Here is a 23,307-nt window from a genome sequence, read left to right on the forward strand (position 1 = left end):
GCTGATAGCTTAAAGCAGCTCGATATGATCGTTGTGAATGCTGATCTTGCCCTGTTTCAGCAGGCCACCAATGGCTTTCTTGAAGTTGCCCTTGCTGACGCCAAAGGCCCGGCTGATGGCCTCGGGAGTGCTCTTGTCACTGAGAGCCAGCTGCCCGTCGTTATCCAGCAGTTTCTGCAGTATCTGATCCTGTAGCTGATCGGCAGCTGCGGCGCCCACCGGTTGCAGACTGAGACTGATCTTGCCGTCGGCGCGCATCTCACGGATGTAGCCCTTTTCGCGCTGACCGCCGCGCAGGAATTTGAAGGCTTCGTTCTTGTGCACCAGCCCCCAGTGCAGGCCGTTGATGATGGCCTTGTGGCCCAGGTCGGTACGCTCCACGATCAGCAGATCAACCGGGTCGCCGGCCTTGTAGCGCGCTGGCGTCTTGTCGAGATAGCGGTCCAGACGGCTGGTGGCGATTACCCGGCTGGTGTGCTTGTCGAGGTACAGATGCACCACGGCGTAGTCACCGACTTCCAGCGGGCGTTTCTGCTCAGAGAAGGGGAGTAGCACGTCCTTGGGCAGCCCCCAGTCGAGGAAGACCCCGACGTTGTTCTTGGCGATGACTTTCAGGCTGACAAAGTCGCCCACCTGCGCCTTGGGCTGCTCGGTGGTGGCGATGATCTTGTCTTCGCTGTCGAAGTAGATGAACACATCCAGCCAATCGCCAACTTCACTGGGTTCATCCTTGGGGATGTAGCGCTTGGGCAGCAGGATGTCACCGTCGTTACCGCCATTGAGATACAGACCGAAACCGGTGTGTTTGAGGACCTGCAGTCGGTTGAAACGCCCAATATCGGCCATGCTTTGATTCCTGAAGACAGTGAGCGGGCATTGTAGCAGGCCGGCGCCATCACTGGCGCGCAGCGGGTCAGTCTGCAGGGCGCTGTAGCGCCTCATCGATACCGCGTGCCTCGATCTGGTCCGAGTCAAACAGCCTCTCCAGATCAGCGCGTGCCTCGCGCGCGGTCTGCATTACCGCAGCGGCATCGTCATATACCTTGTGTTGCGCGGCCAGCACCTGTTCGTCGTGCTCCCGGAAGCGGGTGAGGCGAGAGTCTGCCTGGGCTTCGCTGAGGCCGAGGCCGGTCAGCACCTGCTTGCTCATCTCCAGGCTTGAGTGAAAGGTTTCGCGCACGGCCAGCGCACCGAGGTCGATCAGCCGGTGCACATGCTGGCGATTGCGCGCCCGGGCAATGATGGTCACATGTGGGTAGAGGCGGCGTACCAGTTCGGCGGTTCTCAGGTTGGTGTCTGGATCGTCGGTGGTGATGATGAAAAACTCGGCCTGATCCACCTGGGCGGCACGCAGGATCTCCGGGCGCAGTGAGTCGCCATAAAAGATCGGCATGTCGCGGCTCAGGCTGCGCGATAGCTCGATACTGTCTACCGAGGTTTCCAGCGCGATGTAGGGTACGCGCTGGGCACGCAACACCCGTGCTATCACCTGGCCCATGCGGCCCATGCCGGAGATCACCACGCGGGGTGTCTCGGCGTCGATCTGCTTAAGCTCCTCAGGCACCTCGACCGTGACAGGCTTGGGCTTGATCAGTTTCGAGAGCAGCAGAATGATCAATGGCGTCACCGCCATCGACAGGGTGATCGCCAGCACCAGCATGCTGTGCATGCGCGGGTCGAACAGCTGCTGATCCCGCGCCATCTGAAAAACCACAAAGGCAAACTCGCCGCCGGCCGCCAAGACCACACCCAGGCGCAGGGCGCTGAGCTTGTCGAGGCCGCCCGCGGCGCGGCCAACCAGATAGATCAGCGGCAGTTTGCAGCCGATGATCATGGCGGTCAGCAGCAGGACGGCACCAGGGCTGCTGAGCAACAAGCCGAGATCGGCGGTCATGCCCACGCTGATAAAGAACAGGCCCAGCAAGAGCCCTTTGAAAGGCTCTATCTGGGATTCCAGCTCGTGGCGGTACTCCGAATCTGCCAGCAGCAGACCGGCGAGAAAGGCACCCAGCGCCATGGAAACGCCGACACTCTGCATCAGCCAGGCGGTACCTATTACCACTAGCAGCGCGGTCGCGGTGGACACTTCCTGCAAGCCGGTCCTGGCGACGATACGGAACACCGGCCGCAGCAGATAGCGGCCGCCGACGACAATCAGCGCGATACTGCCAACAATCTTGATCAGCTGTACCAGGTTGCTGTCGCTGCTGGGATCGCTGGCGCCGGCACCCAGCAGGGGGATCAGGGCAATCAAGGGGATGGCGGCAATGTCCTGAAACAGCAAGATGGCAAAGGCCAAGCGGCCGTGGGCGCTGTTCAGTTCCTTGCGCTCGGCGAGTATCTGCAAGCCGAAGGCGGTCGAAGATAGTGCCAGACCCAGGCCTAGCACCACCGCGGTGTTCACCGGCTGATCCAGCCCAATGTACGCCAGTGTGCCGATCAGGCTGGCGCATACCAGTACCTGCGCTGCGCCCACCCCGAAGACCGCCTTGCGCATCAACCACAGCCGCCGCGGCGAGAGTTCGAGGCCGATGATGAACAGCAACAGCACCACGCCCAGTTCGGAGATATGACGGATATCCTCGGGGTGCGCAATCAGGTTGAGCGTCGAGGGGCCAATCACCACGCCGGCCAGCAGGTAGCCGATGACCGCGCCCAGGCGCAAGCGCTTGGCCAGCGGCACAGCCGCCACGGCGGCCAGCAAAAAGACTACGGCCAGAAGAAGAAAGCTGCTTTGTTCGTGCATGAGGCAGTCCAGGGCAGGGTTGGCCGCCCGGCGTAGTGAGCGCTGGCGACCCTAAACAGGTGAGTAGTGCTACCAGGATGATACGCCGCCCGGCACTGTGCCGGGCGGATTTTTCAGCGTATCTGCAGCACCCTCCGTGGGGCTTAGCGGCGCACTTTTTTCAAGGTTTCGGCGATCAAAAATGCCAGCTCCAGCGACTGGTCAGCGTTCAGCCTTGGATCACAATGGGTGTGATAACGATCCGACAGGCCGTCTTCGGTGACCGGTGTGGCGCCGCCGATACACTCGGTGACATTCTGGCCCGTCATCTCGATGTGAATGCCCCCGGCCCAGGTGCCCTCTGCCTGGTGCACGGCAAAGAATTGTTCCACCTCAGCGAGAATACGCGCGAAATCGCGGGTCTTGTAGCCGCTGGATGCCTTCATGGTGTTGCCGTGCATGGGATCGGAACTCCATAGCACCTGCTTGCCTTCGCGCTGCACTGCGCGCACCAGCGCCGGCATATGCTGCTCTACCTTGTCGGCGCCCATGCGCACGATGACGTTCAGGCGATCGTCGCGGTTGTCGGGGTTGAGGCGGTCGATCAGTCGTAGCAGATCATCGGGGTCGGTACTGGGGCCGGCCTTGATGCCGATGGGGTTACCAATGCCGCGCATGAATTCGACGTGGGCGCCGTCCAACTGACGAGTTCGGTCGCCAATCCATAGCATGTGTGCCGAGCAGTCGTACCAGTCGCCGGTCAGGCTGTCGCGGCGGGTGAACGCCTGCTCGTAGTTCAGCAGCAGGGCTTCGTGGGCGGTGAAAAAGGCGGTCTCGCGCAACTGCGGGCTGTGCTCTTTGTCGAAGCCGCAGGCGCGCATGAACGCCAGGCTTTCATCAATGCGGTCAGCCAGTTGCTGGAAGCGGTCAGCCATAGCCGAGTTGGCAATAAAGTCGAGATTCCACTGGTGTACCTGATCCAGGCTGGCAAACCCGCCCTGGGCAAAGGCGCGCAGCAGGTTGAGCGTGGCAGTGGCCTGGTGGTACGCGCTGAGCAGCCGTTGCGGGTCGGGTGCACGGCCGGCAGCCTCGAAGGCTATATTGTTGATGATGTCGCCGCGGTAAGCGGGTAAAGTCACGCCGCCCAGAGTTTCATCGTCCGCCGACCTAGGCTTGGCAAACTGGCCGGCCATGCGGCCGACCTTGACGACCGGGCAGCCGGCGGCAAAAGTCATGACCACAGCCATTTGCAACATGACCTTGAAGGTGTCGCGAATTTTGGGCGCAGAAAACTCGGCGAAGCTTTCTGCACAATCGCCACCCTGCAGCAGGAACGCGCGGCCGGCAGTGACCTCGGCAAACTGGCGGCGCAACTCGCGTGCCTCGCCGGCAAACACCAGCGGTGGATGGCTGGCCAGACTGTTCTCCACCGCCAGCAATGCCTGCGGATCGGGATAGGTAGGTTGTTGCAGTATGGGTTTGCTGCGCCAGCTGTCGGGTGTCCAGAGTGCGGTCATGGGTTGTTCGCTTGAGTGGGTTCAATGTAGGTGTGCCGCCAGATGGTAGCGCGTGTGACAGGGGGTAAACAGCCTATGGGCTGGATAAGTCAGCTATATCACTACCTGCTGCGGCAAGGCAGCGCCGCCGAGCAAGAACTTGAGCGTTGTGAGGATGATTTCGGCAGCCTGCGCGTGACCCAGCAGGGCGAGCTGCGCTACCTGTACTTTGGCGCGGAAACCGAGCAGAGCTGCGCGTTGGTGAGCGATCCGGCGTGGCTCGAATATGACTACACCCGCGCCATGCTGCTGGCCGGTTACTGGCAAGGCAGGGCGCCGCGCGCGCTGGCGATGGGGCTGGGCGGCGGCACCCTGGTCAATGCGGTGTTGCAGCACCTGCAGCCGCAGCACATGACGGCAGTGGAGTTGCGCGCTCGGGTGGTGGAGCTGTCGCGGCGCTGGTTTGGCCTGAGCGAGGATGTGCGGCTAGAGGTAGTCGTCGACAGCGCCGAGTCCTATATCGCCACGCAGCCCAACAGCTGCGATCTGCTGTTTCTCGATCTCTATATGGAAGGCGGTATTGCCCGCCTGCAGTTGCAAGCGGATTTTTTTGTTGCCTGCCAGGCGGCGCTGCGCCCGGGCGGCCTGCTGGTGGTGAACCAGTGGCAGCTTGGGCAAAGCGGCCAGCCCTATGCTGCGAGCCGATTACGGCGCCTGTTCGGCTCGAACTATCTGCAGGTTGAGGTAGAGGAGGGCAATATCATCCTGTTCATTCCGCAATCCGGGGAGCTGCCGCTGGACCGCGAAGGCATGCGGCAGTGGGCTGATCAGCTGGAGCCGCAGCTGGGATACTCACTGCGACCCTATATAGAGATGCTGCGCCGGGCAGGGGAAGTGCCTGAGACAGGGGGCAGTTAGGCGGTAGCGGCCTGCTGCCGCCCGGTGAAATGCAGCAGATCGCCACAGCGGCGGCATTGATACTGGCGGCCTTTTCTGACCCAGGCGTGGCGTTGTGGTGTAAAAGGCATGTGATCAGGGCAGGCGCAGCGATAAAGGTAGCGAGTGCCGCTGCGCTTGGATACCGCGTAATTGTGGCAACGGTTGGCCGGCAGGCGGAACAGCTCGGTCATGATGGCTTGCCATTGCGGGCCGTGTGGGCGGATACGTGAGCCGAATACCTGGTGGGCAATCAGGTGCGCAACTTCGTGGGGCACCGTTTGCAGCAGAAAGTCGTCGGTGTTGTCGCGGTACATCTGGCCGTTGAAGCGCAGCAGATTCTGGTTCAGATAAGCCACGCCAGCCCGTTGTCCGCGCAGGTCCAGTTCGATATCCGGGCGGGGGAAATGGCGGTTGAAGTGCTGCTCGGCAAGCTGGTAGCAGCCTTCAAGGCGGGCGAGTATGCGATCCATGATCGGAGTATAACGCTGTAAAGTGCGTGCCAGAAGCCTCGCGCGGTCGCCCGAAAGGGTGAGCGCTCAGAATACGCTGCTATCCAGCCCGGCGGCCATATACAGCCCCAGTTCCTCGGCTTGCTCTAAAAAGCCCTCATGCCACTCCCCCTTGAACGTCAGCGGTGGCTGCACCCAGTTCCAGCGCAGGCCGGTGACAATGGATTCGACTGCGCGGCGAGTGCCGGTGCCGTCCATGCCGGCGCGGATGTAGAGCGCGCAGGGCAGGCCCTGTTTGAGTTCCAGCACGGGGTAGTAGCTACGATCAAAGAAGTCTTTCAGCGCGCCGCTCATGTAGCCCAGGTTCTCGGTAGTGCCAAGGATGATGGCGTCGGCGGCGAGCACGTCTTCCGGGCCAGCCTCCAGCGGCGGCTTGCAGCGCACCTCCACCGCCTCGATGTCGGTATGGCTGGCGCCGCGCAGGACGGCATCGCGCAGGGCGCGCGTGTTGTCCGAAGGCGCGTGCGCGACAATTAAAAGTATTTTGTTGCTCATGCGGGCTCCCGTCTGAATGCTCAGCCCTGCTTGCTATTCCACAGGCGGGCGATGGCGCGTTCCGAACCCAGCCAGGCTACCAACAGGCCAAACAACCCGATCAAGCCGAATACGCTGACCGGAATCAGAAAGGTGCGCTCGATACCTGAGGGTAGAAATACCGCAAGGCCAATTGCCAGGCCCAGAAACAGCACACTCATTACCACCAGAATGCCGCGACTCTTGGGTGTGTAATGATAGGGGGCATCGCTGTTTTCCAGCGGATTGAGCAGCGGAGCGCAGACTTTGCGGGCAAGATCTTTCAGGCTGGACATGGCGTAAACCGGTTCGTTGTGTAAAGGGTATGTCGCGGCAGTGTAGCGCTTTAGTTGTTCGTAATATAAGTCTTCAGAGCCGGGGGTTGAACCGGTGCTGAAGAAAATACAGGCTGGTCAGCGACGCGCTGCTGCGGTAGGGTGTTTACAGCTGAATATAAATTACAGATGCATAAACGCACACATTGACACCCGCGCTGTCTGAAATCGACCACGTCCACCAAGGGGAGATTTCAGCTCCATGATTAGACTACTGGTGCCCATCGGGGCACTGCTTACCGGTATCGCCCTGCTGTTGCTGGGCACCGGCCTACTGAATACCCTGCTGGCGCTGCGCGGTAGTGCCGAAGGCTTTGCTGATCAGACCCTGGGTCTGCTCGGGTCGGCGTATTTTGCCGGTTTCATTCTCGGAACCTGGCTGTGCCCGCGTTTGATCCGGCGCATGGGCCATGTCCGCGCGTTTACCTTTCTGGCGGCTGCCGAAGCGGCCTGCGTACTCATCCACGTACTCTGGATCGAACCGGGCATGTGGCTGTTGCTACGGGTGATAACCGGCGTAGCGCTGGTGGGAATCTACACTGTCATTGAGAGCTGGTTGAATACCACTGCGCCGCCCGAGCGACGCGGCCAGATCTTTGCCTGTTATATGGCGGTGAACCTCGGCTCGCTGGCACTGGCACAGCAGTTGCTGCGCTGGGACAGCCCCATGGCCTTCACCCTGTTTGCGATTGCCGCGATCCTGATCGTGGTGGCGGTGATGCCGGTCTCGGCTACGCGGCTGGCGCAACCGATCATCACCGACACGCCGGCACTCTCGCTCAAGCGCTTGTGGCAGGCAGCGCCGGTGGCCTGTGCGGGCGCCGTGCTGTCAGGTCTGGGCATGGGCGGCTTCTGGGGGCTGGGCGCGGTGTATGCCGGGCGCATGGGCATGGATACCGTACAGATCGCTGGTTTCGTATCGCTGGTGATCGTTGCGGGCGCTCTGGCGCAGTGGCCAATGGGCCGACTGTCTGACCAGATCGACCGGCGCAAGGCGCTGGTGCTGATCTGCGGTCTGGCTGCCGTTGGTGGTTTGCTGATGGCCTTGCTCGGCCCGTTCGGCCAGTGGTTGCTGGTTGCTGCTGCGATATTTGGAGCGGGCTCATTTGCCGTCTACCCAGCAGTGGTGGCGCACCTTATAGATCATTTACACCAGGAAGATATTTTGTCCGGTAATGCGGCGTTGTTGATGCTGCACGGGCTGGGTGCGGCCATCGGACCGGCGCTGGCCGGTGTGCTGATGAGCCTGACTGCGCCGGTGGCCTTGCCGCTGTTCTTTACCCTGATGTTTGCGCTGTGTGCTGTCTATGCCCTGTGGCAGCTGCGTCAGGGTCGCGACCGGATCGTTGATGAAGCTGCGCATTACATACCCATGGTGCGCACCTCGAACGCTGTCTTGGAGATGATGCTGGAAGACGCCACTCATGAGGACGTCGAGGCATCGCGCGACACTGGCAACGACGCCCCGGACGATACCTGGCCGGCGGCACAGGCGCCGGCTGAGCCGAGCCAGCAGACAGATGAACAGACGTCGCCAGTGCGGCCATGAACCAGCCCCTGCAGTGCACGCATTCAGGTGCTCCGCAGAACCGAATTCAGTAGTAACAGGGAGAGCAAGACTATGATGTTGGCAACCGATCTGGACGGAACCTTTCTGGGAGGTGATCCCGATAACCGTCAACGGCTGTATCAGCTGATCAACGCCCACCCGGGCATCACCCTGGTCTTCGTGACCGGACGCGGGCTTGAGGTGGTGGTGCCCTTGCTGTCTGATCCGGCGATTCCCCGGCCGGATTACATCATCTGTGATGTGGGCGCGACCGTAGTGGATGGTGAGACCCTGCAGCCGGTCTATCCGGTGCAGAGCGAGATTGAGGCCGACTGGCCGGGCGAACAGGTGGTGGCGCAGCGACTCTCGGTGTTCCCCGGGCTTGAGCGTCAGGATGTGCCGCAGCAGCGCCGCTGCTCCTATTTCTGCGAGCCGGGTGCTGTGACCGATAAGGTACGCGCGGCGATGGAGGGGCTGGGTTGCGATCTGCTGTTTTCCGCCGGCATGTATCTCGATTGCCTGCCACGTGGCGTCAACAAAGGCTCGACCCTGCGTCGTCTGGTCGAGCACATGGGCGCCTCCATGGAGGAGGTGCTGGTGGCCGGTGACACGCTGAATGATCTGTCGATGTATGAGCAGGGCTTTATGGGTGTCTGTGTGGGTGAGTCGGAACCTGCCCTGCTGGAGGCCACCGGTGATCGTGCCAAGGTTTTGCATGCGCGTTTGAGTGGCTGCGGCGGCATTCTGGAGGCCATCTCGCACTTCGGTTTTCTTGGCCCCTTGGGCGTCGACTCCGAACTACGCGACCTGCAGATCAAGGGTAAGGCTGATCTGGTGATGGTTTACCATCGTCTGCCCTACGAAGAGGTGATCGAAGACGGCAAGCTGGTCCGCCGGCCCCCGTCGTCGCCCAACGGCATTCTGCCCACGCTGCTGAGTTTTTTCGGCGGTGAGCAGCAGGGTTCCTGGGTGGCTTGGTCGATTCACGACCCGCGCCAGCGCGAGGCCTTTGAAGTGCACACCAAGGTAGATGCGGAGAACTATCCCAATCTGGTCGCTGCGCGCGTGGCCTTAAGCAAGAACGATGTGGATGTGTTCTACAAACGCTTCTCCAAAGAGGCCTTCTGGCCCACCTTGCACACTTTCTGGGAACGGGCGGTGTTTCGGGAGGAGGACTGGGCGGTGTTTCTCAAGGTAAACCGCCTGTTTGCCGAGCGCACTGCGGCCGAGGCGGCTGAAGGCGCAGTAGTGTGGCTGCACGATTACAATTTGTGGATGGTGCCGGCGTTCTTACGCCCCTTGCGTCCGGATCTGAACATCGCCTTTTTCCACCATACCTACTTCCCGTCAGCGGATGTATTCAACGTGCTGCCCTGGCGCCGCGAGATCATCGGCAGCCTGCTGCAGTGTGATTACGTCGGCTTCCATATCCCGCGTCAGGCGGAGAATTTCGTCGACGTGGTACGCGGTGTGGCACCGGTCGAGGTACTGGAAGAGAAGGGTTGTGCGCCGCGCTACCTGACCTATGGTTGCGCCGTGGGGCTGGATCGTATGACGACCATGATCTCGGTGCATGGCAGACCAATTGGTCTGGGCGCGCATCCGGTTGGGCTAGATGTGGGACGGGTCAAGAAAGTGATCGAGACCGACGACTGCCAGCAGCAAATTGTCGAACTGCGTGAGCAACTCAAAGGCGTGCGCGTGGTGCTCTCGGTTGAACGTCTGGACTACACCAAGGGTACCCACGCCAAGCTGTTGGCGTTCGAGGCTTTGCTGGAGGCGCATCCCGAGCTGATCGGCAAGGTTACGCTGATCACCATTTGCGTGCCGGCGGCGCGTGAAATGACGATTTATGACGAGCTGCTCAGCCAGATAGAACAAGCCGTAGGTCGTATCAATGGTCAGTTCTCGCGCGTCGGCTGGACGCCGGTACAGTTCTTTTACCGGGCGGTGCCGTTCAACGAACTGATCGCCTACTACCTGATGGCCGACGTTATGTGGATCACACCGCTGCGCGATGGCCTCAATCTAGTGGCCAAGGAATATGTCGCAACCCAGGGCTTGTGCGGCGGCAATGGGGTGCTGGTGCTGTCGGAATTTGCTGGCGCGGCGGCGGAGCTGCATGGCGCTCTGCTGACCAATCCACATGATCCGCACGATCTGCGCGATACCCTCTATATCGGCTTGACGCTGGGCAAGGCAGAACGTGAAGCGCGGCTCAAGGAACTCTTTGGGGTGGTGCAGCACAACGACATCAAGCGCTGGGGAGATGAATTTCTGCAGGGCGTGAAGCAAGCGCGGGCAGTGGCGCTGGAGCACCTGGCCGAGGATGTTGCCTGAGTGAAATACAGCGGCTGGCGCTCGGCGTCAGCCGCTGCAATGCTTACTCTACAGTTTGGTTGATCTGAAAGACCGCAGTAGTACCGCTCACTTCGTTACCGATCACCAGCAAGGCTTCGCCGTTGGGCGAGTCTTGCGCGCTGATGAATACCAGGCCTTCGGGGCCCAGATCACCGGCATCCGCCAGCACTGACTCAGGATCTTCGGTAGTCCAATCCTCGCGAGTGTTCAGATAATCCACGAAGAAGGGCGCAGTCGGGTCGGTGATGTCGTACGCCATCACGCCGCCAATGCGTTCCAGACCGATAAACGCGAAGGTCTTGTTGCCCAGCTTGCCGACAGTCACGCCTTCAGGCTCTGGCCCTTTGTTGTCGCTGCGATTATCAAAAGTATCGCCTTCGTCGTGGGTGGCGTTGAAGTAATCCACGCAGGGTATATCCCGATTGCTGCCCAGCATGCAGTCGGCGCTGGCAAAGTGCTGCTCGAGCTGATCGGCGGAGTCCCACACCAGGTTGCCATCTTCGTCGCGAATCGAGAATGAGCGTGCACCGTAGGCGTACAGGTTGTCGTACATCAGTCGATCACCGGCCGGGTTTTCGATGCCGGTGGCATCAAACATGACCGGGTTGCCGGCGGTATCCTTGCGGTAGCCGTCGGTCCAGGCCACGGTGAGGCGGCCGAGATTTTCGTCTTCGCCGCAGTCGCCACGGTCGGTTGCGGTGGCGCCGCAGTAACCGAATAAAGCTGGGTTGATCAGCGCACCCTCGGCCAGCGCATGCAGTTGCGGAGCCAGATCATCGCCCACGCGGCGAGCAAAGCCGCGGCTATCCGTCAGGCTCTTCATACGGAACTCCTCAACAAAGCCCTTGCTGGCATCGCCGTCCCAGTAAGCCTGGTCATCTTCGCCCCAGGCGCGGGAGTCCCCTTCATTGGCGGTAATCAGGTAAGTGCTGCCGTCAACGTCATAGGCATAAATGGCATCGGGCTGGTACATGCCGAGCACACCTGGCCAGGCTTTAATGTTGATGGCGTCGTCCTTGTCACTGGCGTCAATGCCATTGCCTTCCTGGCCATGATCCTTGTAGCCCAGCGGCAGGATATCGGTCACGGTGGCGGTGGCGATATCGACCTTGGCCAGTGCATTGTTTTCCTGCAGGGCAACCCAGGCGGTCGTGCTGTCAGCCGACACGGCGATGTATTCGGGTTCCAGGTCCTGGGCCACGCTGGCACCGGGGCCAAAGATGCGTACGCCAGCGTCCTGCAGGGCAGCTTTTTGGCTGTTGAACGCGCTGAAATCAGCCGTTTTTACTTCGACCAGATCGTCACCATTGATGCTCAGGATGCTGATGGAGCCTTCAGGGTCAACGCTGTAGTCGTTATTCGGCTCGCCTTCGTTGGCCACCAACAGGTACTTGCCGTCCGGCGTAAAGGTGAGCATGTCGGGCAGGGCGCCCACCTGTTCGGAGCCCAGCAGCTCAAGGGTGGTGGCGTCAAAGAGTGCCACGTAGCCAAGGTCGGTTTTATTCGCAGCTTCTACCGCTACCGCCAAGTAACCGGCCTTGAAGGCTATGCTGTTGACCACGGCACCCTCGGCGATGCCCTCTACGGTCAGCGTTTGTACCAGTGAGGGGTTGGCGATGTCGCTGGCATCCAGTACGTCCACCGCGCCTTTTTGCGCGTTGACGATGAAGATTTGCTGATTCTGCGCGTCATAGGCGGGAATCTCGGCAGCGCTTTTGCCGAAGACGCCAGAGCTGTAGCGGCCCAGAAAACTGAGCGAGATGGATTGCGGTGTGACAACCTCGGGTGTTTCCGCTGTGTCGTCGTCACTGCTGCTGCTTTTACAACCAACTACCGCCGCCATTATGGCTGCGCTGGTGGCGGCAATGATCCACTTGTTCATCTTGTTTTCCCTTTCCGGAGTTGAGCGAAGGTGACATTGATACGCAGATTTCATGACAGCGCTTTTAACCTTTAATGGCACTTTGGTTACACGAGAGGCTGGCTCGTTTGCCCTCAAGGCGGCTGTTACACTGCAGCGATGGATAACCTTCAAGCGGACCAGTTATTACCCGGCGGGTTTGCCGCCGAACTGTTTGGCCAGTTGCGTGCGGCGCCCCAGGGGCTGACCGAATATCAGTTGATTCGGCAACTGGCGGACCGTTTCCCCGACTCTCTGTTTGCCGAGCCCGGCGCATTGCAAGATCCCTTGCGCCTGTTTCAGCTGCACTTTCTGCTGTTTCATCAGCTTTATCGGTTGGCCGATGAACTGGCGCCAGAGGGCCTGAGCATGCAGATCCATGCGCTGTCCATTCGTTTGCTGCCGCGGACGGAGTCCGTGGCCGGGCTGCAGCAAACTGATCCGCTGCGGGCCTACTATCTGGATTGGCAGCAATGGCGTGATACCCACGCTGAGGACGTGCAGCGCCTGCTGGATGGCTTTTGGCGCCGGCGGGGAGGAGGATGCGTGGCGCCCGAAGAGCTGGAGCAGGCGCTGGCAACCCTGGATCTGGTGCAACCGACCGATGCCCATGCGGTAAAGCAGCGCTATCGCGCGCTGGTGAGCGTGCACCACCCGGATAGGGGCGGCAGTACAGAGCGGGTTCAGGAGATCAATCAGGCAATGCTAATTCTTGAACGCTATTACGGCAAAAATTGAAGTTGCCAATCTCTCTAAGCAAAGCCGTTTTGCCTTTTCTTTTTTTCGCTATAGTCAATGCAGGGCGCTGAAATTCCGGTGCCCGTGGCGCTATGGGTTTGCCTTGAGCGCTGAATAATAATTAGGAGGTCAGACCATGATCCACCATGTATTGGGGTTATTCACCCATCCCGACGAGGAATGGAAAGAAATCAAGGGCGAGGACGAAAGCATTGGTCACATGTACCTGACCCACGTGCTGATTCTTGCCGCTATCCCGGTAGTCTCCGCCTATATAGGCACTACCCAGGTTGGCTGGTATATCGGCACGCAGGAGGCGGTCAAGCTGACGCAGTCCAGTGCATTGTCGATGACGGTATTGTCCTATCTGGCCATGTTGGCAGGCGTCGCCGTGATGGGCGCCTTCATTCACTGGATGGCTCGGACCTACGATTCAACTCCAAGCTTCAATGATTGCGTGGTGTTTGCGGCCTACACCGCAACGCCGTTGTTCATCGCCGGTCTGGCGGCGCTCTATCCCAGCCTCTGGCTCGGCATGCTGGTGGGGACGGCGGCGGTCGCCTACACCGTTTATCTGCTGTATCAGGGCATACCGATCTTCATGGACATCCCCAGTGACGAGGGCTTTCTGTTCTCCAGCTCCATTCTGGCGGTAGGCTTGGTTGTGCTGGTCGCGATGATGGCAACCTCGGTTATCTTCTGGGGGTTCGGGGTCGGCCCGGTCTACCTGCGATAAACCTTTTTTATGCTGCCCAACAGCCCCTGCCGAGCCGCTCGGCAGGGGCTGTTGTTTTTATGTACAGCGGTTTCCAGTAAAATGCGCGTTTTACTTTTCCGGTGTGCCCCTCCATGAGCCATCTCAGCGTCAACCAGAACAAACTGCAGAAGCGTCTGCGCCGTCTCACCGCCGAAGCGGTGACCGACTACAATATGATCGAAGACGGTGACAAGGTGATGGTCTGCCTGTCCGGTGGCAAGGACAGTTACACACTGCTGGATGTGTTGCTACACCTGCAGAAGGTTGCGCCAATCAAGTTCGAGCTGGTGGCTGTCAACATGGATCAGAAGCAGCCAGGATTCCCGGAGGAGGTGCTGCCGGCCTACCTTGAGAAGCTCGGTGTGGCGTATCACATTCTGGAACGCGATACCTACTCCATCGTCAAGGAGAAGGTGCCAGAGGGCAAAACCACCTGCTCGCTTTGCTCGCGGCTGCGCCGGGGCAATCTCTATACCTTCGCCGATGAAATCGGGGCGACCAAGATGGCGCTCGGGCACCATCGCGACGACATCATCGAAACCTTTTTCCTCAATATGTTCTACGGCGGCAACCTCAAGGCCATGCCGCCGAAGCTGCGTTCCGATGATGGCCGCAACGTGGTCATTCGACCGCTGGCCTACTGCAACGAAAACGATATAGCGGCCTACGCCGAGCTGCAGGGCTTCCCGATTATTCCCTGCAATCTCTGCGGCTCGCAGGAAAACCTGCAACGCAAGGTGGTCAAGGAAATGCTGCAAGGCTGGGAGCGTGCGACACCGGGTCGCCTGGACAACGTCTTTCGTTCGCTACAGCATGTTCAGCCTTCACAGCTGGCCGATACCAAACTGTTCGACTTCGCCAGCCTGAGTATCGATGAGTCGGTTGCGCCGCGTTACCTCAATGTGATGAATCTCTGATGAATTACTGTAGCGGGGTGCATTGATCGTGCAGGATTACCGCTGGCTGGAAAGTTACTGTCTCAACCGGTTTGGTTCGCGTGCCGAGCTTGAGGCGCATCTGCCGGAGCCAAGATCGTCTGACGCGCTGCGCCAGATCAGCGATGATCGCTACCTCTCGACCATGGCTTTGCGGGTGTTTCGCGCCGGTTTGAAGCACAGCCTGGTGGATGCCAAGTGGCCCGCTTTTGAAGAAGTGTTTTTCGGCTTTGACCCGGAAAAGGTGGTGCTCATGAGCGCTGAGCACCTCGAGCGGTTGATGGGCGACAAGCGCATCATTCGGCATCTTGGCAAGCTGCGCAGTGTGCCGCGCAATGCGCAACTGGTACTTGATGTGCGCGCCGAGTACGGCAGCATGGGCCAACTGATCGCGGACTGGCCAGTTGATGACATTGTGGGCCTTTGGCGCATGCTGGCCAAAAGGGGCAGTCAACTGGGTGGACAGTCGGTGCCGCGTTTTTTGCGCATGGTCGGCAAGGACACCTGGGTTGCCACCGATGACGTGGTTGCCGCGCTCAAGGCGCAGGGCATCATCGACAAGGTGCCCACCAGCCAGCGCGACCAGAACGCTGCACAGGCGGCCTTCAATCAGTGGCTGGAGGAGAGCGGCAGACCGCTTTGCCAGTTGTCTGCAATGTTGGCTTTTACGGTCAATCACTGAGACTTGGCACAGTTAGTTAAAGTAAAATCTTGACACGACGTGGTATGTCGTACATTTTTTAATCAAATTCACTGTTGCATAGGTAAGCGGATGCGGTCAGGCGTTCTACTGATATTTCTCTTTGTGGCTGTGCTGGCAGGTTGCAGCAGCGCGCCCAAAGCGCCGGTGTCCGCGACCACGCCAAACGTGCGCACCCCATTACCGCATATCACGCAATCCAACTCGGCTGACATTCTGGGTAACGACATCGTTTTTCAGGCCTTCAGTCTGATCGGTACACCCTACCGCTACGGCGGCACCTCGCCTGATACCGGTTTCGATTGCAGCGGCCTGATTCAGTATGTGTACCGAGAGGCTGCTGGGGTTAATTTACCGCGCACCACTGCCGGCCTGACCTCCATGCGTACTGCGAAACCCAGCGAAAGTGCTCTGGTGCCAGGCGACCTGCTGCTGTTCGCAATGAATGGCGGACGGGTCAACCATGCCGGTATCTACATCGGCGAAGGGCGTTTTCTGCACGCCCCCAGCACCGGTGGCGCTGTGCGCGTGGATGAGCTGGGTGCGCGCTACTGGCAGCGCACTTACAAGGGTGCGCGGCGCGTGCTCAGCAGCAATTAATTCTCTTGCCCGGCAAAGACACTTTGCCCCCGCCCATCGCCACTCGTGCTGCGCTCTGGGCTGCCTTCTCTGAACTCTTCCTCGATACTGACATTGGCGCGGATACGCATCGCTTTGTGGCGCGCCGAATCATAGAATCCGGGTTGTCGCCCGAAGCAGTGCTGAAGGTGCTTTGGCTTGAGGTATTCCCGGCCCTGTGTGACAACCTGCGAGTGGTGGCCGGGGAGTGGGCCGGATTCACCGATGAGTGGCTGAGTGAGCGGATAGCGGGCATCGCGGCAGGAGAAGTGAGAGCCTATGCCTCTGTTGCACTGGTAACGGTGAGCCAGGTCATTACGGAAATCGAGACGCAATGGGAGCTGTGCGCCGCGTGTCTGCCGGCCAGTTACGGCGGTCTTCGGCGACCGTCCAATCAACAGATCAAGCGGGCTGGCAAGAGGTGATTGCACCGCCTTTGTTGGGCCAACAGTTGTATGGGGGTACCCAGGTAAGAGGTCGGTAAGCGCCGCTTCCAGCTTTTTGCCAGGGCAGGGAAAGTTTCACTCAAGTGAGTGGAACGCATTAGCAAAAAGGAATGGATAATGAAATATAGCGTGCTTTTTTTCGGTTTGGTTGGGCTGCTGTCCTGCGCTGTTGGTGTAGCGGACGACCGACGGATAGCGGTCAGCAGCAGCGCTGCTTATTACGATGAGAATGTGATTGCGGGCAATATCCTGTCTGAATGTGCCGATTTGGGTTCCAGTTTTTCCGCTTCAACCGAGCAGTATCTGCGGGAAAGCGGCTGGTATGTGACGCCGCTGGACGGTGAGCCCAGCGCCGGGGCGGGCAAGCAGCTGAAGCTGCGGATTATCAACGCGCTGAGCGCGGGCAACGCTTTTCTTGGTCACCGAAAGTCGGTATCGGTTATTGCCGAGCTTTATGACGACGGCCAACTGGTCGACAGCTACCGAGAGACGCGCAATTCCAGTGGCGGTTTTTCTGGTCCCTTCAAAGGCTCTTGCGCGGTGCTGTATCGGTGTACCAATACCTTGGGTAGCGATGTTGCCAAATGGATGGCCGACAAGTAGCCAGACACCGTGCGCGGATTAGTGCGGTAGTGCGTTCAGGTTATGTACTACCGGCGCATGATGCGCGACGGGAGGGTACTCAGTTGCGGTGTGGAGCGCACGAAGCCCTATCATGCTGCTAGTGGCGCGGCTGGGACTGTCGATCAGAGCAGCTATTGCCGACGTTGGGCGTTGGTTCAGCGCCCAGTATAGTCACCGCTATTGCTGCGCCTTGCGCAGCAGCACCACATCCGAACCGATCAATTGCAGCTCCGCATTCCAGCGCGTGGCCAGCCAGGCAAAGCTGCGCTCACTGAAAAAGCAGATATGGGTCGGGTCGTTTATGTAATGCCAGCGTTTGAAGGCGTCCTGATCTCGTACGCGCTTGGTCATGAGACCCAGCCAGCCACCGGGCTGCAGGCACGCCCACAGTTGGTCCAGTACCAACAAGGGTTGCGCGAGGTGCTCAACCACCTCGGTGGCGGTGATGAAATCCCAGCGGTCATTCAGCGCCGCGGGGTTGGGTTGATAGTGGATATCGTGCAGCGCCACCGTGTGGCCGGCCTCGCGTAGCATCGCCGCCAGCGCCGGACCAGGGCCGCAACCAAAATCCAGGCCACGGCTCGCGGCCGGCAACTGCTGCAGTAACGGCGTGGCCAAGCGCGAGAGGAAGCGGCGATAGCCTTCATCCTGCGGGTCGTTTTCATGCCGGTCGTATTCAGCGCGCTCCGCCGCGGGGCTGAGATGCCAGGCACCGGGTACGTGCACCATCAGGCATTCGCTACACGCGTAATAGGGGCGTTTCGCATCGCTATGGAACCAGGGCGCAGTAGCCTGGCACAGCGGGCAGCGAGAGTAGGCCGGTGGCTCGGTCATAGCGGTTGTATGTGGCGAATCAGGTCGTCCGAGTCTGCCAGCCGCAGAAACTCGTCACCCAGCCGCTGGCTTTCACTCATCGCCTTGCGCCAGTACTTTTCCCGACCGTCGTCGTCGTAGACGAAGCGGTTGAAGTCCTTGCGGTCTGGCAGCTTGCGGTAGGGCAGGGTGTCGAGATACTCGCGTGAGGGCGCCACGAGTAGCACGTCGCGTAGCTGTTGCGGATTGGCTTTGCGCCAGGGTAACGGTTTGTCGAACCAGCCCGGTACCACCCGATCCAAGAAGTGGGGGTAGAGCACCACACCCGGCGCCTTGTAGGGCAGGTCGAGGTGGTAGTCGAGCAGGCCGCCGTCGCGGTAGACACCGGCGCTGGTACCGGGAATCTCGCGTACGGCTTCCATCACCATGGGAATTGAACCAGAGGCCAGCAACGCTGAGCGCAAGTTGCCGGGCGTCAGGTGCACGTGACTGCTCTTGAAATCCTGCAGATCGTCCAGTGCCGGGCGTTGCCGCGGGTCATGCAGAATCACTCGCTCAAAAAAACGGCCGAGATGCCGGCGGCCCAGCAGGTTGGCGCCGATCACGCCACTCAAACCCAGCCCCAACCGAGTGCGCGAATCGTGCTGCAACAGTCCAAGGCTTTTAACAACCACAATGTTCAGGTGGTAGTGCGGGTTGCCGAGGATGCTTTCAAACTGGCCGCCGAGCAGGTCGTCTAGCATGTCGCCACAGGCCGCGCTGATACCCTGAATGCTCACGCCTTTGGGGAAGCGCATGCTGGTGTAGAGTTCGCCAAGCTGTTGCAGAGTATGCACCGGGTCTGGCATGCAGGCACTGGCAAAGCGCCAGCTGCCGATCGAGGCGCCAATCAGACTGCGCATCTGCGGTGCACGAGGTAACCATTCGCCGAACAGCGCCAGATCCAGTCCTTGGATGCCCAGGGCCTTGGGCCCCCCAGCGGCGCCGGGGATCATATGTACATCCGCCGGTTGCAGCCCGTTCTGGCGAATATGTTCGATGGCCCTGTGGCCTGCACGTAGCGTCAATGCTGGGGCGGCAACATGGATTGCAGTCATGTATCGGCAGTTCCTTTCAACAGCATGTAAGGTCAATGGAGCATTTTAAGTTTGGCTTCAGCTAATAACTATACTCTGCGTCTACACCCTAAAACGACAGAGGTAACCACGATGAAAAACGCAATTCTACTGACGAGCGCACTGTTTTTTGGCTTGAGCAGCGCTGCGGTTCTGGCAGACGATGATGTGCGTCTGGACGAAGCCAATCAATTGATCGAACAGGGTACCATCAAGCAGTTTGAAGAGCTTAATGAGAAGGCGTTGAGTGTACAGCCCGGCACCATCACCGATACCGATCTGGACAAGCATTACGGCCGCTATGTCTATCAGGTCGAGATCAAGGACGCTCAGGGCCAGGAGTGGGATGTTGACCTGGATGCCAGCAATGGCGAAGTACTCGAACACAAGCAGGATGATTGATCATCCTGCGCTGCAGTGGCCCGGCATTCTGATGCTGGGCCTTTTTGCGTTTGTGCCTGGTGCCCAGGCTGACGATATCGGCCAGGATCAGGTGCTGCAGCTGGTTGAGCAAGGCCGTATTGCACCGCTGCAGCAGTTTATCGACGATGCGCTGGCACGTTATCCCGGCCGTTTTCTGGAAGCTGAACTCGAGTTCGAAGACGGGCTCTATATCTATGAAATTGAGGTGATAACCCGGCAACGCAAGGTGATGGAGCTGGAATACAATGCGCTCAGCGGAGAGCTGCTTGAGGTGGAAGAGGACGATTGATGCGAATACTGCTGGTCGAGGATAACGTGGCACTCGCCGATTCGCTGACTACCCTGCTCAAGCGTGCCGGGTATGCCGTGGACTGGCGCACCGATGGGCGGGATGCGCTGGTTCTGGGAGAGCAGGAACCCTACGACTTGGCCATCGTTGACCTGGGTTTGCCAGGTATGGACGGCTTGCAGGTGGTACAGCATTGGCGTGAGGGCGGACAGGGGATGCCGGTATTGATGCTGACCGCGCGCAGCCGCTGGACCGAGCGCGTCGCCGGCTTGCAGGCTGGCGCCGACGATTACCTGACCAAACCTTTTCACAACGAAGAGCTGCTGCTGCGCATTCAGGGGCTGCTGCGCCGCGCCCATGGACGCGAGCCCAACGCATTGCTGCAGGCCTGCGGCCTGGCTTTGGATGAATCCACCCAGCAGGTCAGCGGTAGCGGCCTGGCGGCGACAGAGCTATCGGCTACCGAGTTCAAGCTGTTGCGCTACATGATGCTCAACCATGGCCAGGTGCTGTCGAAGACGCGCCTGGCTGAACATCTTTACGAGTACGAAGATGAGCGCGATTCCAACGTCATTGAGGTACAGATCAACCATTTGCGTAGCAAACTCGGCCGCAGCGCGATCACTACGCGACGCGGCCAAGGTTACATTCTGGTAGGTCACGACAGTTGATTTCAATCGGGCGCCGTCTGGGGGTGAGTCTTCTGCTGATCATGTTGTGCAGTGTGGTTTTGATCGGGCAGGGTAGCGTCTGGTTGTACGATCATGCACAACGCAGCTATCTGATGACCCTTCTGCAGAGTGAGACCGATAGTCTGCTGGCGGCCATGACCCCCGGCAGTAGCGGCGCTTACCTGGATCTCAGCAAGGTCGACCCCGACTACCGCCGGCCATATTCTGGACGCTATTTCATCGTCGAGGGGAGCGAGCGCTGGCGCTCTCGCTCGCTGTGGGATCAGCGGCTAAGTGCAGTGGGCATCGCCGATGAGCCAACCACAGAGCTGGTGCCGGGCCCCAAAGGGCAGCAATTGCTGGTGCTATCTCAGCAGTATCTGAGCCACGGTGAACCCCTCACCATCACGGTTGCGCTGGATTATCAGCCGCTGCTGGTGGCCTTCAAGCAGGCACGCTGGTGGTTATGGGGGCTGGGGGCGGCGGTCATCTGTGTTGCGCTTATCCTGCAGCAAGGGGTACTGCTCTATGCGCTACGCCCGCTCCGCCGGGCGCGCAGGGAGCTGGCTGAATGGCGCAGCGGTGAACGTTTGCAGCTGAACGAGGCGGTACCCCTGGAATTAACGCCCCTGGTTACCGAGATAAACCATTTGGGCAGGCAGATCGAGCGCGTGCTGGAGCGCAGCCGCAGTAGCGCAGGCGACCTTGGCCATGCGTTGAAAACCCCGCTCGCCGTACTGGAAAGCCGTCTGGACAACCTGAGTACTAACCTGCCCCCGGACCAACTGCTGCCGCTGCGTGAGCAGCTGGATTTGATGCACCGGCAACTGGAGCGCACTCTGCAGCGTGCGCGACTGGCGCCGGAACAGCAACGTGGCGAGCGATTTCACTCCGGCACTGACCTGCCACCGCTGATGGCAACCCTGCAGTCGCTCTATCCGCAGCGCGATATTCAGCTGCTGGCTGGGCCGGCTGCCAGCTGGCCCTATGACCGTGAGGATATGCAAGAGCTGTTGGGCAACCTGATCGACAATGCCTGCAAGTGGTCGCAGAACCGGGTCGAAGTGCGTTGGCTGCTGAATGCCGAGGGGTTGTTACTACAAGTCGCCGATGACGGGCCGGGTATTGCACCGCAGGCGCGGGCAGAGGTGCTGGAGCGCGGCACACGTCTCGATCAGCAGGTGCCAGGGCATGGTCTGGGGCTTGGTATCGTATTGGACCTAGTACAGGCCTACGATGGCGAGCTCGAGCTGTCGGAGGCTACGCTGGGAGGTTTGCTGGTTGAAGTGCGGCTGCCGCTGCGCGCCGAGTCAAAGCGTGGCGCACAGCGGCCGTAACCTCAGAGAAACGAGGTGTCGATATCGACCAGCAGCAGGTGCCGGCTGTCATCAATAAACAGGCCAGAGGTCAGGCAGTACTGGTTGGTGGTGGCATCTCGGTAACGGTTGGACAGTATCACCCTGCTGTCTTCGCCAGCCTCGGCCAGAATCTGGTAGAAGTAGGGGCGCCACGACCAGTTGTGGTCGAGGTAGCGGGGGTCGGTATGCCAAGCGTCACCCTTCCACTCATAGTTGGGCGAGATTTGCGTGCCATGTGCATCGCAGAGAAAACAGCGTAGTAGCCACGGGTAATCCTCAGGTGAAGGCAGATGAGCTGGCTGCGCGCCCTTGCTCAGCCAGACACGCAAATCCGCAAAAAGACAGGCCAGCGACTTGCGCAGGTTGGCCAGTTTTTCTCGTTCAGCCAGCTTCTCATGCACATAGTGGTCGCGCATCTCGGAAAACTGCTGCTGAACCGACTCCGCGGGCAGAAAGTTCTCATCCGGTCTGCCAAACAGATAGCCCTGCACATAGCGCGCGCCGCACTCCAGTGCGAAATGCAGTTCCTGCTCCGTCTCCACACCTTCGGCAATGATCCAGCAGCCACTTTTTTCCGCCATCAAGGCGAGCGCTCGAACAAAATCACCGCTATTACCGTTGCCGCTGGCCGCTTTGCGGAACAACTGGATATCCAGCTTCAGAATGTCGGGCTCTAGCGCCAGAACGCGATCGAGCATCGAGTAGCCTGCACCAAAGTCGTCGATGGCAATCCGTATGCCGGCTTGTCGGTAGCGCTGCACTACATCACGCAGTTGCTCGATGCTGCCCTGGAGCTCGGTGATTTCGAAGACCACTTGATCGGCAGGCAGGCCAATTTCTTCCAACAATTGCAGGCTGGGAAGCGGCATGCCTGGCTGCAGCTGGCTTACCCAAGAGGGTGAAATGTTCAGGCTGATGAAGCCGTCAGGGGTATCGCGGAAGCGCTCCAGGGCCATGCGACGAATACAGCGATCCAGCTCGCGCAGATCTGCGGGGTTGACCTCAGGGTCGGTAAACAGGGGCCCGGCACTGGTCACATTGCCATCGTCGTCGCGCAGACGGGCGAGTGCCTCATAACCGGCAATGCGTCCTGTTGCGGTGTCGATCAGGGGTTGGAAGTACGGCAGGGGCTGACCATTAAACACATTATTCTCCGGGTCGAATTTGGGCCGCTAGGTGTATGCAAGATTATAGCCAAGCCCACGCAGCGCGCTTGCCCTCTGGCGCGGGTAGCAAAGCGCGGATGATGAGGGCGCGCAAGTGCAATATCAGTGCATATCCCAGTCGATCTGGTACGTCATTTGCACTAATTAGGGGATGTCGCTGGTGCGTAGCGCCCTAATGCGGTGCTTTGTGCTCGTGACAACACCCAGCGTATAGCAATAAGTAATTGATAGTAAAAAATAAAACCAAGCCTGGCGGGACTGTATGTGGGTTGAGGTATTTCTACCTCTGCCTGTGTACGGCACCAGCATGGAACAGGCGACCTATTC

The 23,307-nt window shown here is 59.7% G+C and carries 24 protein-coding genes; 14 read left to right on the forward strand and 10 right to left on the reverse strand.

The genetic code is table 11. The features are described from left to right. Positions 1-9: 9 nt before the first annotated feature. From V7747_RS02805 to V7747_RS02815, 3 genes are all read right to left on the reverse strand, one after another. Positions 10-846: a CvfB family protein gene (locus V7747_RS02805; protein WP_335614545.1), complete on the reverse strand. Its 837-nt coding sequence runs from the start codon at positions 844-846 to the stop codon at positions 10-12. A gap of 67 nt (positions 847-913) precedes the next feature. Further along, the gene (locus tag V7747_RS02810; RefSeq protein ID WP_335614546.1) at positions 914-2,746 is read right to left on the reverse strand and encodes a monovalent cation:proton antiporter-2 (CPA2) family protein; all 1,833 of its coding nucleotides are present in this window, start codon (positions 2,744-2,746) and stop codon (positions 914-916) included. A gap of 143 nt (positions 2,747-2,889) precedes the next feature. Further along, positions 2,890-4,242 carry a class II 3-deoxy-7-phosphoheptulonate synthase gene (locus V7747_RS02815; protein ID WP_335614547.1) on the reverse strand — a complete coding sequence of 451 codons (1,353 nt, stop codon included), beginning with the start codon at positions 4,240-4,242 and terminating at the stop codon, positions 2,890-2,892. Positions 4,243-4,317: 75 nt separating this feature from the next. Here V7747_RS02815 and V7747_RS02820 point away from each other — a divergent pair, with 75 nt between their 5' ends. Beyond that, on the forward strand, positions 4,318-5,139 hold the full coding sequence (locus V7747_RS02820) for a spermidine synthase (RefSeq protein WP_335614548.1): 822 nt from the start codon (positions 4,318-4,320) through the stop codon (positions 5,137-5,139). On the opposite strand, the gene V7747_RS02825 is transcribed toward V7747_RS02820, so the two are convergent. The 3 genes from V7747_RS02825 to V7747_RS02835 are packed head-to-tail and all read right to left on the reverse strand — an operon-like array spanning position 5,136 to position 6,478. Next, entirely contained in the window at positions 5,136-5,663 is a 528-nt protein-coding gene (locus tag V7747_RS02825; protein ID WP_335614883.1) for a SprT family zinc-dependent metalloprotease, read from the reverse strand. The genes V7747_RS02820 and V7747_RS02825 overlap by 4 nt on opposite strands. Positions 5,664-5,696: 33 nt before the next feature. After that, positions 5,697-6,164, reverse strand: coding sequence for a flavodoxin family protein (locus V7747_RS02830; RefSeq protein ID WP_335614549.1), 468 nt, complete (start codon positions 6,162-6,164; stop codon positions 5,697-5,699). A gap of 20 nt (positions 6,165-6,184) precedes the next feature. Next, positions 6,185-6,478 (reverse strand): hypothetical protein, encoded by a 294-nt coding sequence (locus V7747_RS02835; RefSeq protein ID WP_335614550.1) that lies wholly within the window; start codon positions 6,476-6,478, stop codon positions 6,185-6,187. Positions 6,479-6,719: 241 nt separating this feature from the next. On the opposite strand from V7747_RS02835, the gene V7747_RS02840 reads away from it, so the two are divergent. Next, positions 6,720-8,066: an MFS transporter gene (locus tag V7747_RS02840; RefSeq protein WP_335614551.1), complete on the forward strand. Its 1,347-nt coding sequence runs from the start codon at positions 6,720-6,722 to the stop codon at positions 8,064-8,066. A 72-nt stretch (positions 8,067-8,138) separates the two neighbouring features. Next, entirely contained in the window at positions 8,139-10,406 is a 2,268-nt protein-coding gene (ggpS, locus tag V7747_RS02845) for a glucosylglycerol-phosphate synthase (RefSeq protein ID WP_335614552.1), read from the forward strand. Positions 10,407-10,449: 43 nt separating this feature from the next. Here ggpS and V7747_RS02850 read toward each other — a convergent pair whose 3' ends face one another. Then, entirely contained in the window at positions 10,450-12,309 is a 1,860-nt protein-coding gene (locus tag V7747_RS02850) for a choice-of-anchor I family protein (RefSeq protein ID WP_335614553.1), read from the reverse strand. 138 nt (positions 12,310-12,447) lie between these two features. Here V7747_RS02850 and V7747_RS02855 point away from each other — a divergent pair, with 138 nt between their 5' ends. The 7 genes from V7747_RS02855 (at position 12,448) to V7747_RS02885 (ending at position 17,124) form a co-directional block, all read left to right on the forward strand. Continuing rightward, entirely contained in the window at positions 12,448-13,065 is a 618-nt protein-coding gene (locus V7747_RS02855) for a DNA-J related domain-containing protein (RefSeq protein ID WP_335614554.1), read from the forward strand. 136 nt (positions 13,066-13,201) lie between these two features. Beyond that, on the forward strand, positions 13,202-13,801 hold the full coding sequence (locus V7747_RS02860; protein ID WP_335614555.1) for a Yip1 family protein: 600 nt from the start codon (positions 13,202-13,204) through the stop codon (positions 13,799-13,801). A gap of 113 nt (positions 13,802-13,914) precedes the next feature. Further along, positions 13,915-14,739: a tRNA 2-thiocytidine(32) synthetase TtcA gene (gene ttcA / locus V7747_RS02865; protein WP_335614556.1), complete on the forward strand. Its 825-nt coding sequence runs from the start codon at positions 13,915-13,917 to the stop codon at positions 14,737-14,739. Between the two features lie 28 nt (positions 14,740-14,767). Next, on the forward strand, positions 14,768-15,439 hold the full coding sequence (locus V7747_RS02870) for a DNA-3-methyladenine glycosylase I (protein ID WP_335614557.1): 672 nt from the start codon (positions 14,768-14,770) through the stop codon (positions 15,437-15,439). Between the two features lie 90 nt (positions 15,440-15,529). Next, positions 15,530-16,057, forward strand: coding sequence for a C40 family peptidase (locus V7747_RS02875; protein WP_335614558.1), 528 nt, complete (start codon positions 15,530-15,532; stop codon positions 16,055-16,057). Positions 16,058-16,080: 23 nt separating this feature from the next. Next, positions 16,081-16,500: a DUF7079 family protein gene (locus V7747_RS02880; RefSeq protein WP_335614559.1), complete on the forward strand. Its 420-nt coding sequence runs from the start codon at positions 16,081-16,083 to the stop codon at positions 16,498-16,500. 138 nt (positions 16,501-16,638) lie between these two features. Next, the gene (locus V7747_RS02885; RefSeq protein ID WP_335614560.1) at positions 16,639-17,124 is read left to right on the forward strand and encodes a hypothetical protein; all 486 of its coding nucleotides are present in this window, start codon (positions 16,639-16,641) and stop codon (positions 17,122-17,124) included. Positions 17,125-17,322: 198 nt separating this feature from the next. Here the strand turns inward: V7747_RS02885 and V7747_RS02890 are convergent, their stop codons facing one another. Next, positions 17,323-17,979 (reverse strand): class I SAM-dependent methyltransferase, encoded by a 657-nt coding sequence (locus tag V7747_RS02890; RefSeq protein ID WP_335614561.1) that lies wholly within the window; start codon positions 17,977-17,979, stop codon positions 17,323-17,325. Next, positions 17,976-19,055, reverse strand: coding sequence for a patatin-like phospholipase family protein (locus tag V7747_RS02895; protein WP_335614562.1), 1,080 nt, complete (start codon positions 19,053-19,055; stop codon positions 17,976-17,978). The genes V7747_RS02890 and V7747_RS02895 overlap by 4 nt, the downstream gene beginning before the upstream one ends. 111 nt (positions 19,056-19,166) lie before the next feature. Here V7747_RS02895 and V7747_RS02900 point away from each other — a divergent pair, with 111 nt between their 5' ends. The 4 genes from V7747_RS02900 (at position 19,167) to V7747_RS02915 (ending at position 21,793) form a co-directional block, all read left to right on the forward strand. Further along, a complete protein-coding gene (locus tag V7747_RS02900) occupies positions 19,167-19,475 on the forward strand; it encodes a PepSY domain-containing protein (protein WP_335614563.1) in 309 nt (102 codons plus the stop codon). Further along, positions 19,468-19,785: a PepSY domain-containing protein gene (locus V7747_RS02905; RefSeq protein WP_335614564.1), complete on the forward strand. Its 318-nt coding sequence runs from the start codon at positions 19,468-19,470 to the stop codon at positions 19,783-19,785. Before V7747_RS02900 ends, V7747_RS02905 begins: the two co-directional genes overlap by 8 nt. Beyond that, positions 19,785-20,456: a response regulator transcription factor gene (locus V7747_RS02910; protein ID WP_335614565.1), complete on the forward strand. Its 672-nt coding sequence runs from the start codon at positions 19,785-19,787 to the stop codon at positions 20,454-20,456. The genes V7747_RS02905 and V7747_RS02910 overlap by 1 nt, the downstream gene beginning before the upstream one ends. Positions 20,457-20,569: 113 nt before the next feature. Beyond that, a complete protein-coding gene (locus tag V7747_RS02915) occupies positions 20,570-21,793 on the forward strand; it encodes a sensor histidine kinase (protein ID WP_335614566.1) in 1,224 nt (407 codons plus the stop codon). 2 nt (positions 21,794-21,795) lie between these two features. Here V7747_RS02915 and V7747_RS02920 read toward each other — a convergent pair whose 3' ends face one another. Beyond that, positions 21,796-22,959: an EAL domain-containing protein gene (locus tag V7747_RS02920; protein ID WP_335614567.1), complete on the reverse strand. Its 1,164-nt coding sequence runs from the start codon at positions 22,957-22,959 to the stop codon at positions 21,796-21,798. Between the last annotated feature and the right edge of the window lie 348 nt (positions 22,960-23,307).

The sequence above is a fragment of the Halopseudomonas sp. genome (assembly GCF_036960865.1).
GTDB lineage: Bacteria > Pseudomonadota > Gammaproteobacteria > Pseudomonadales > Pseudomonadaceae > Halopseudomonas.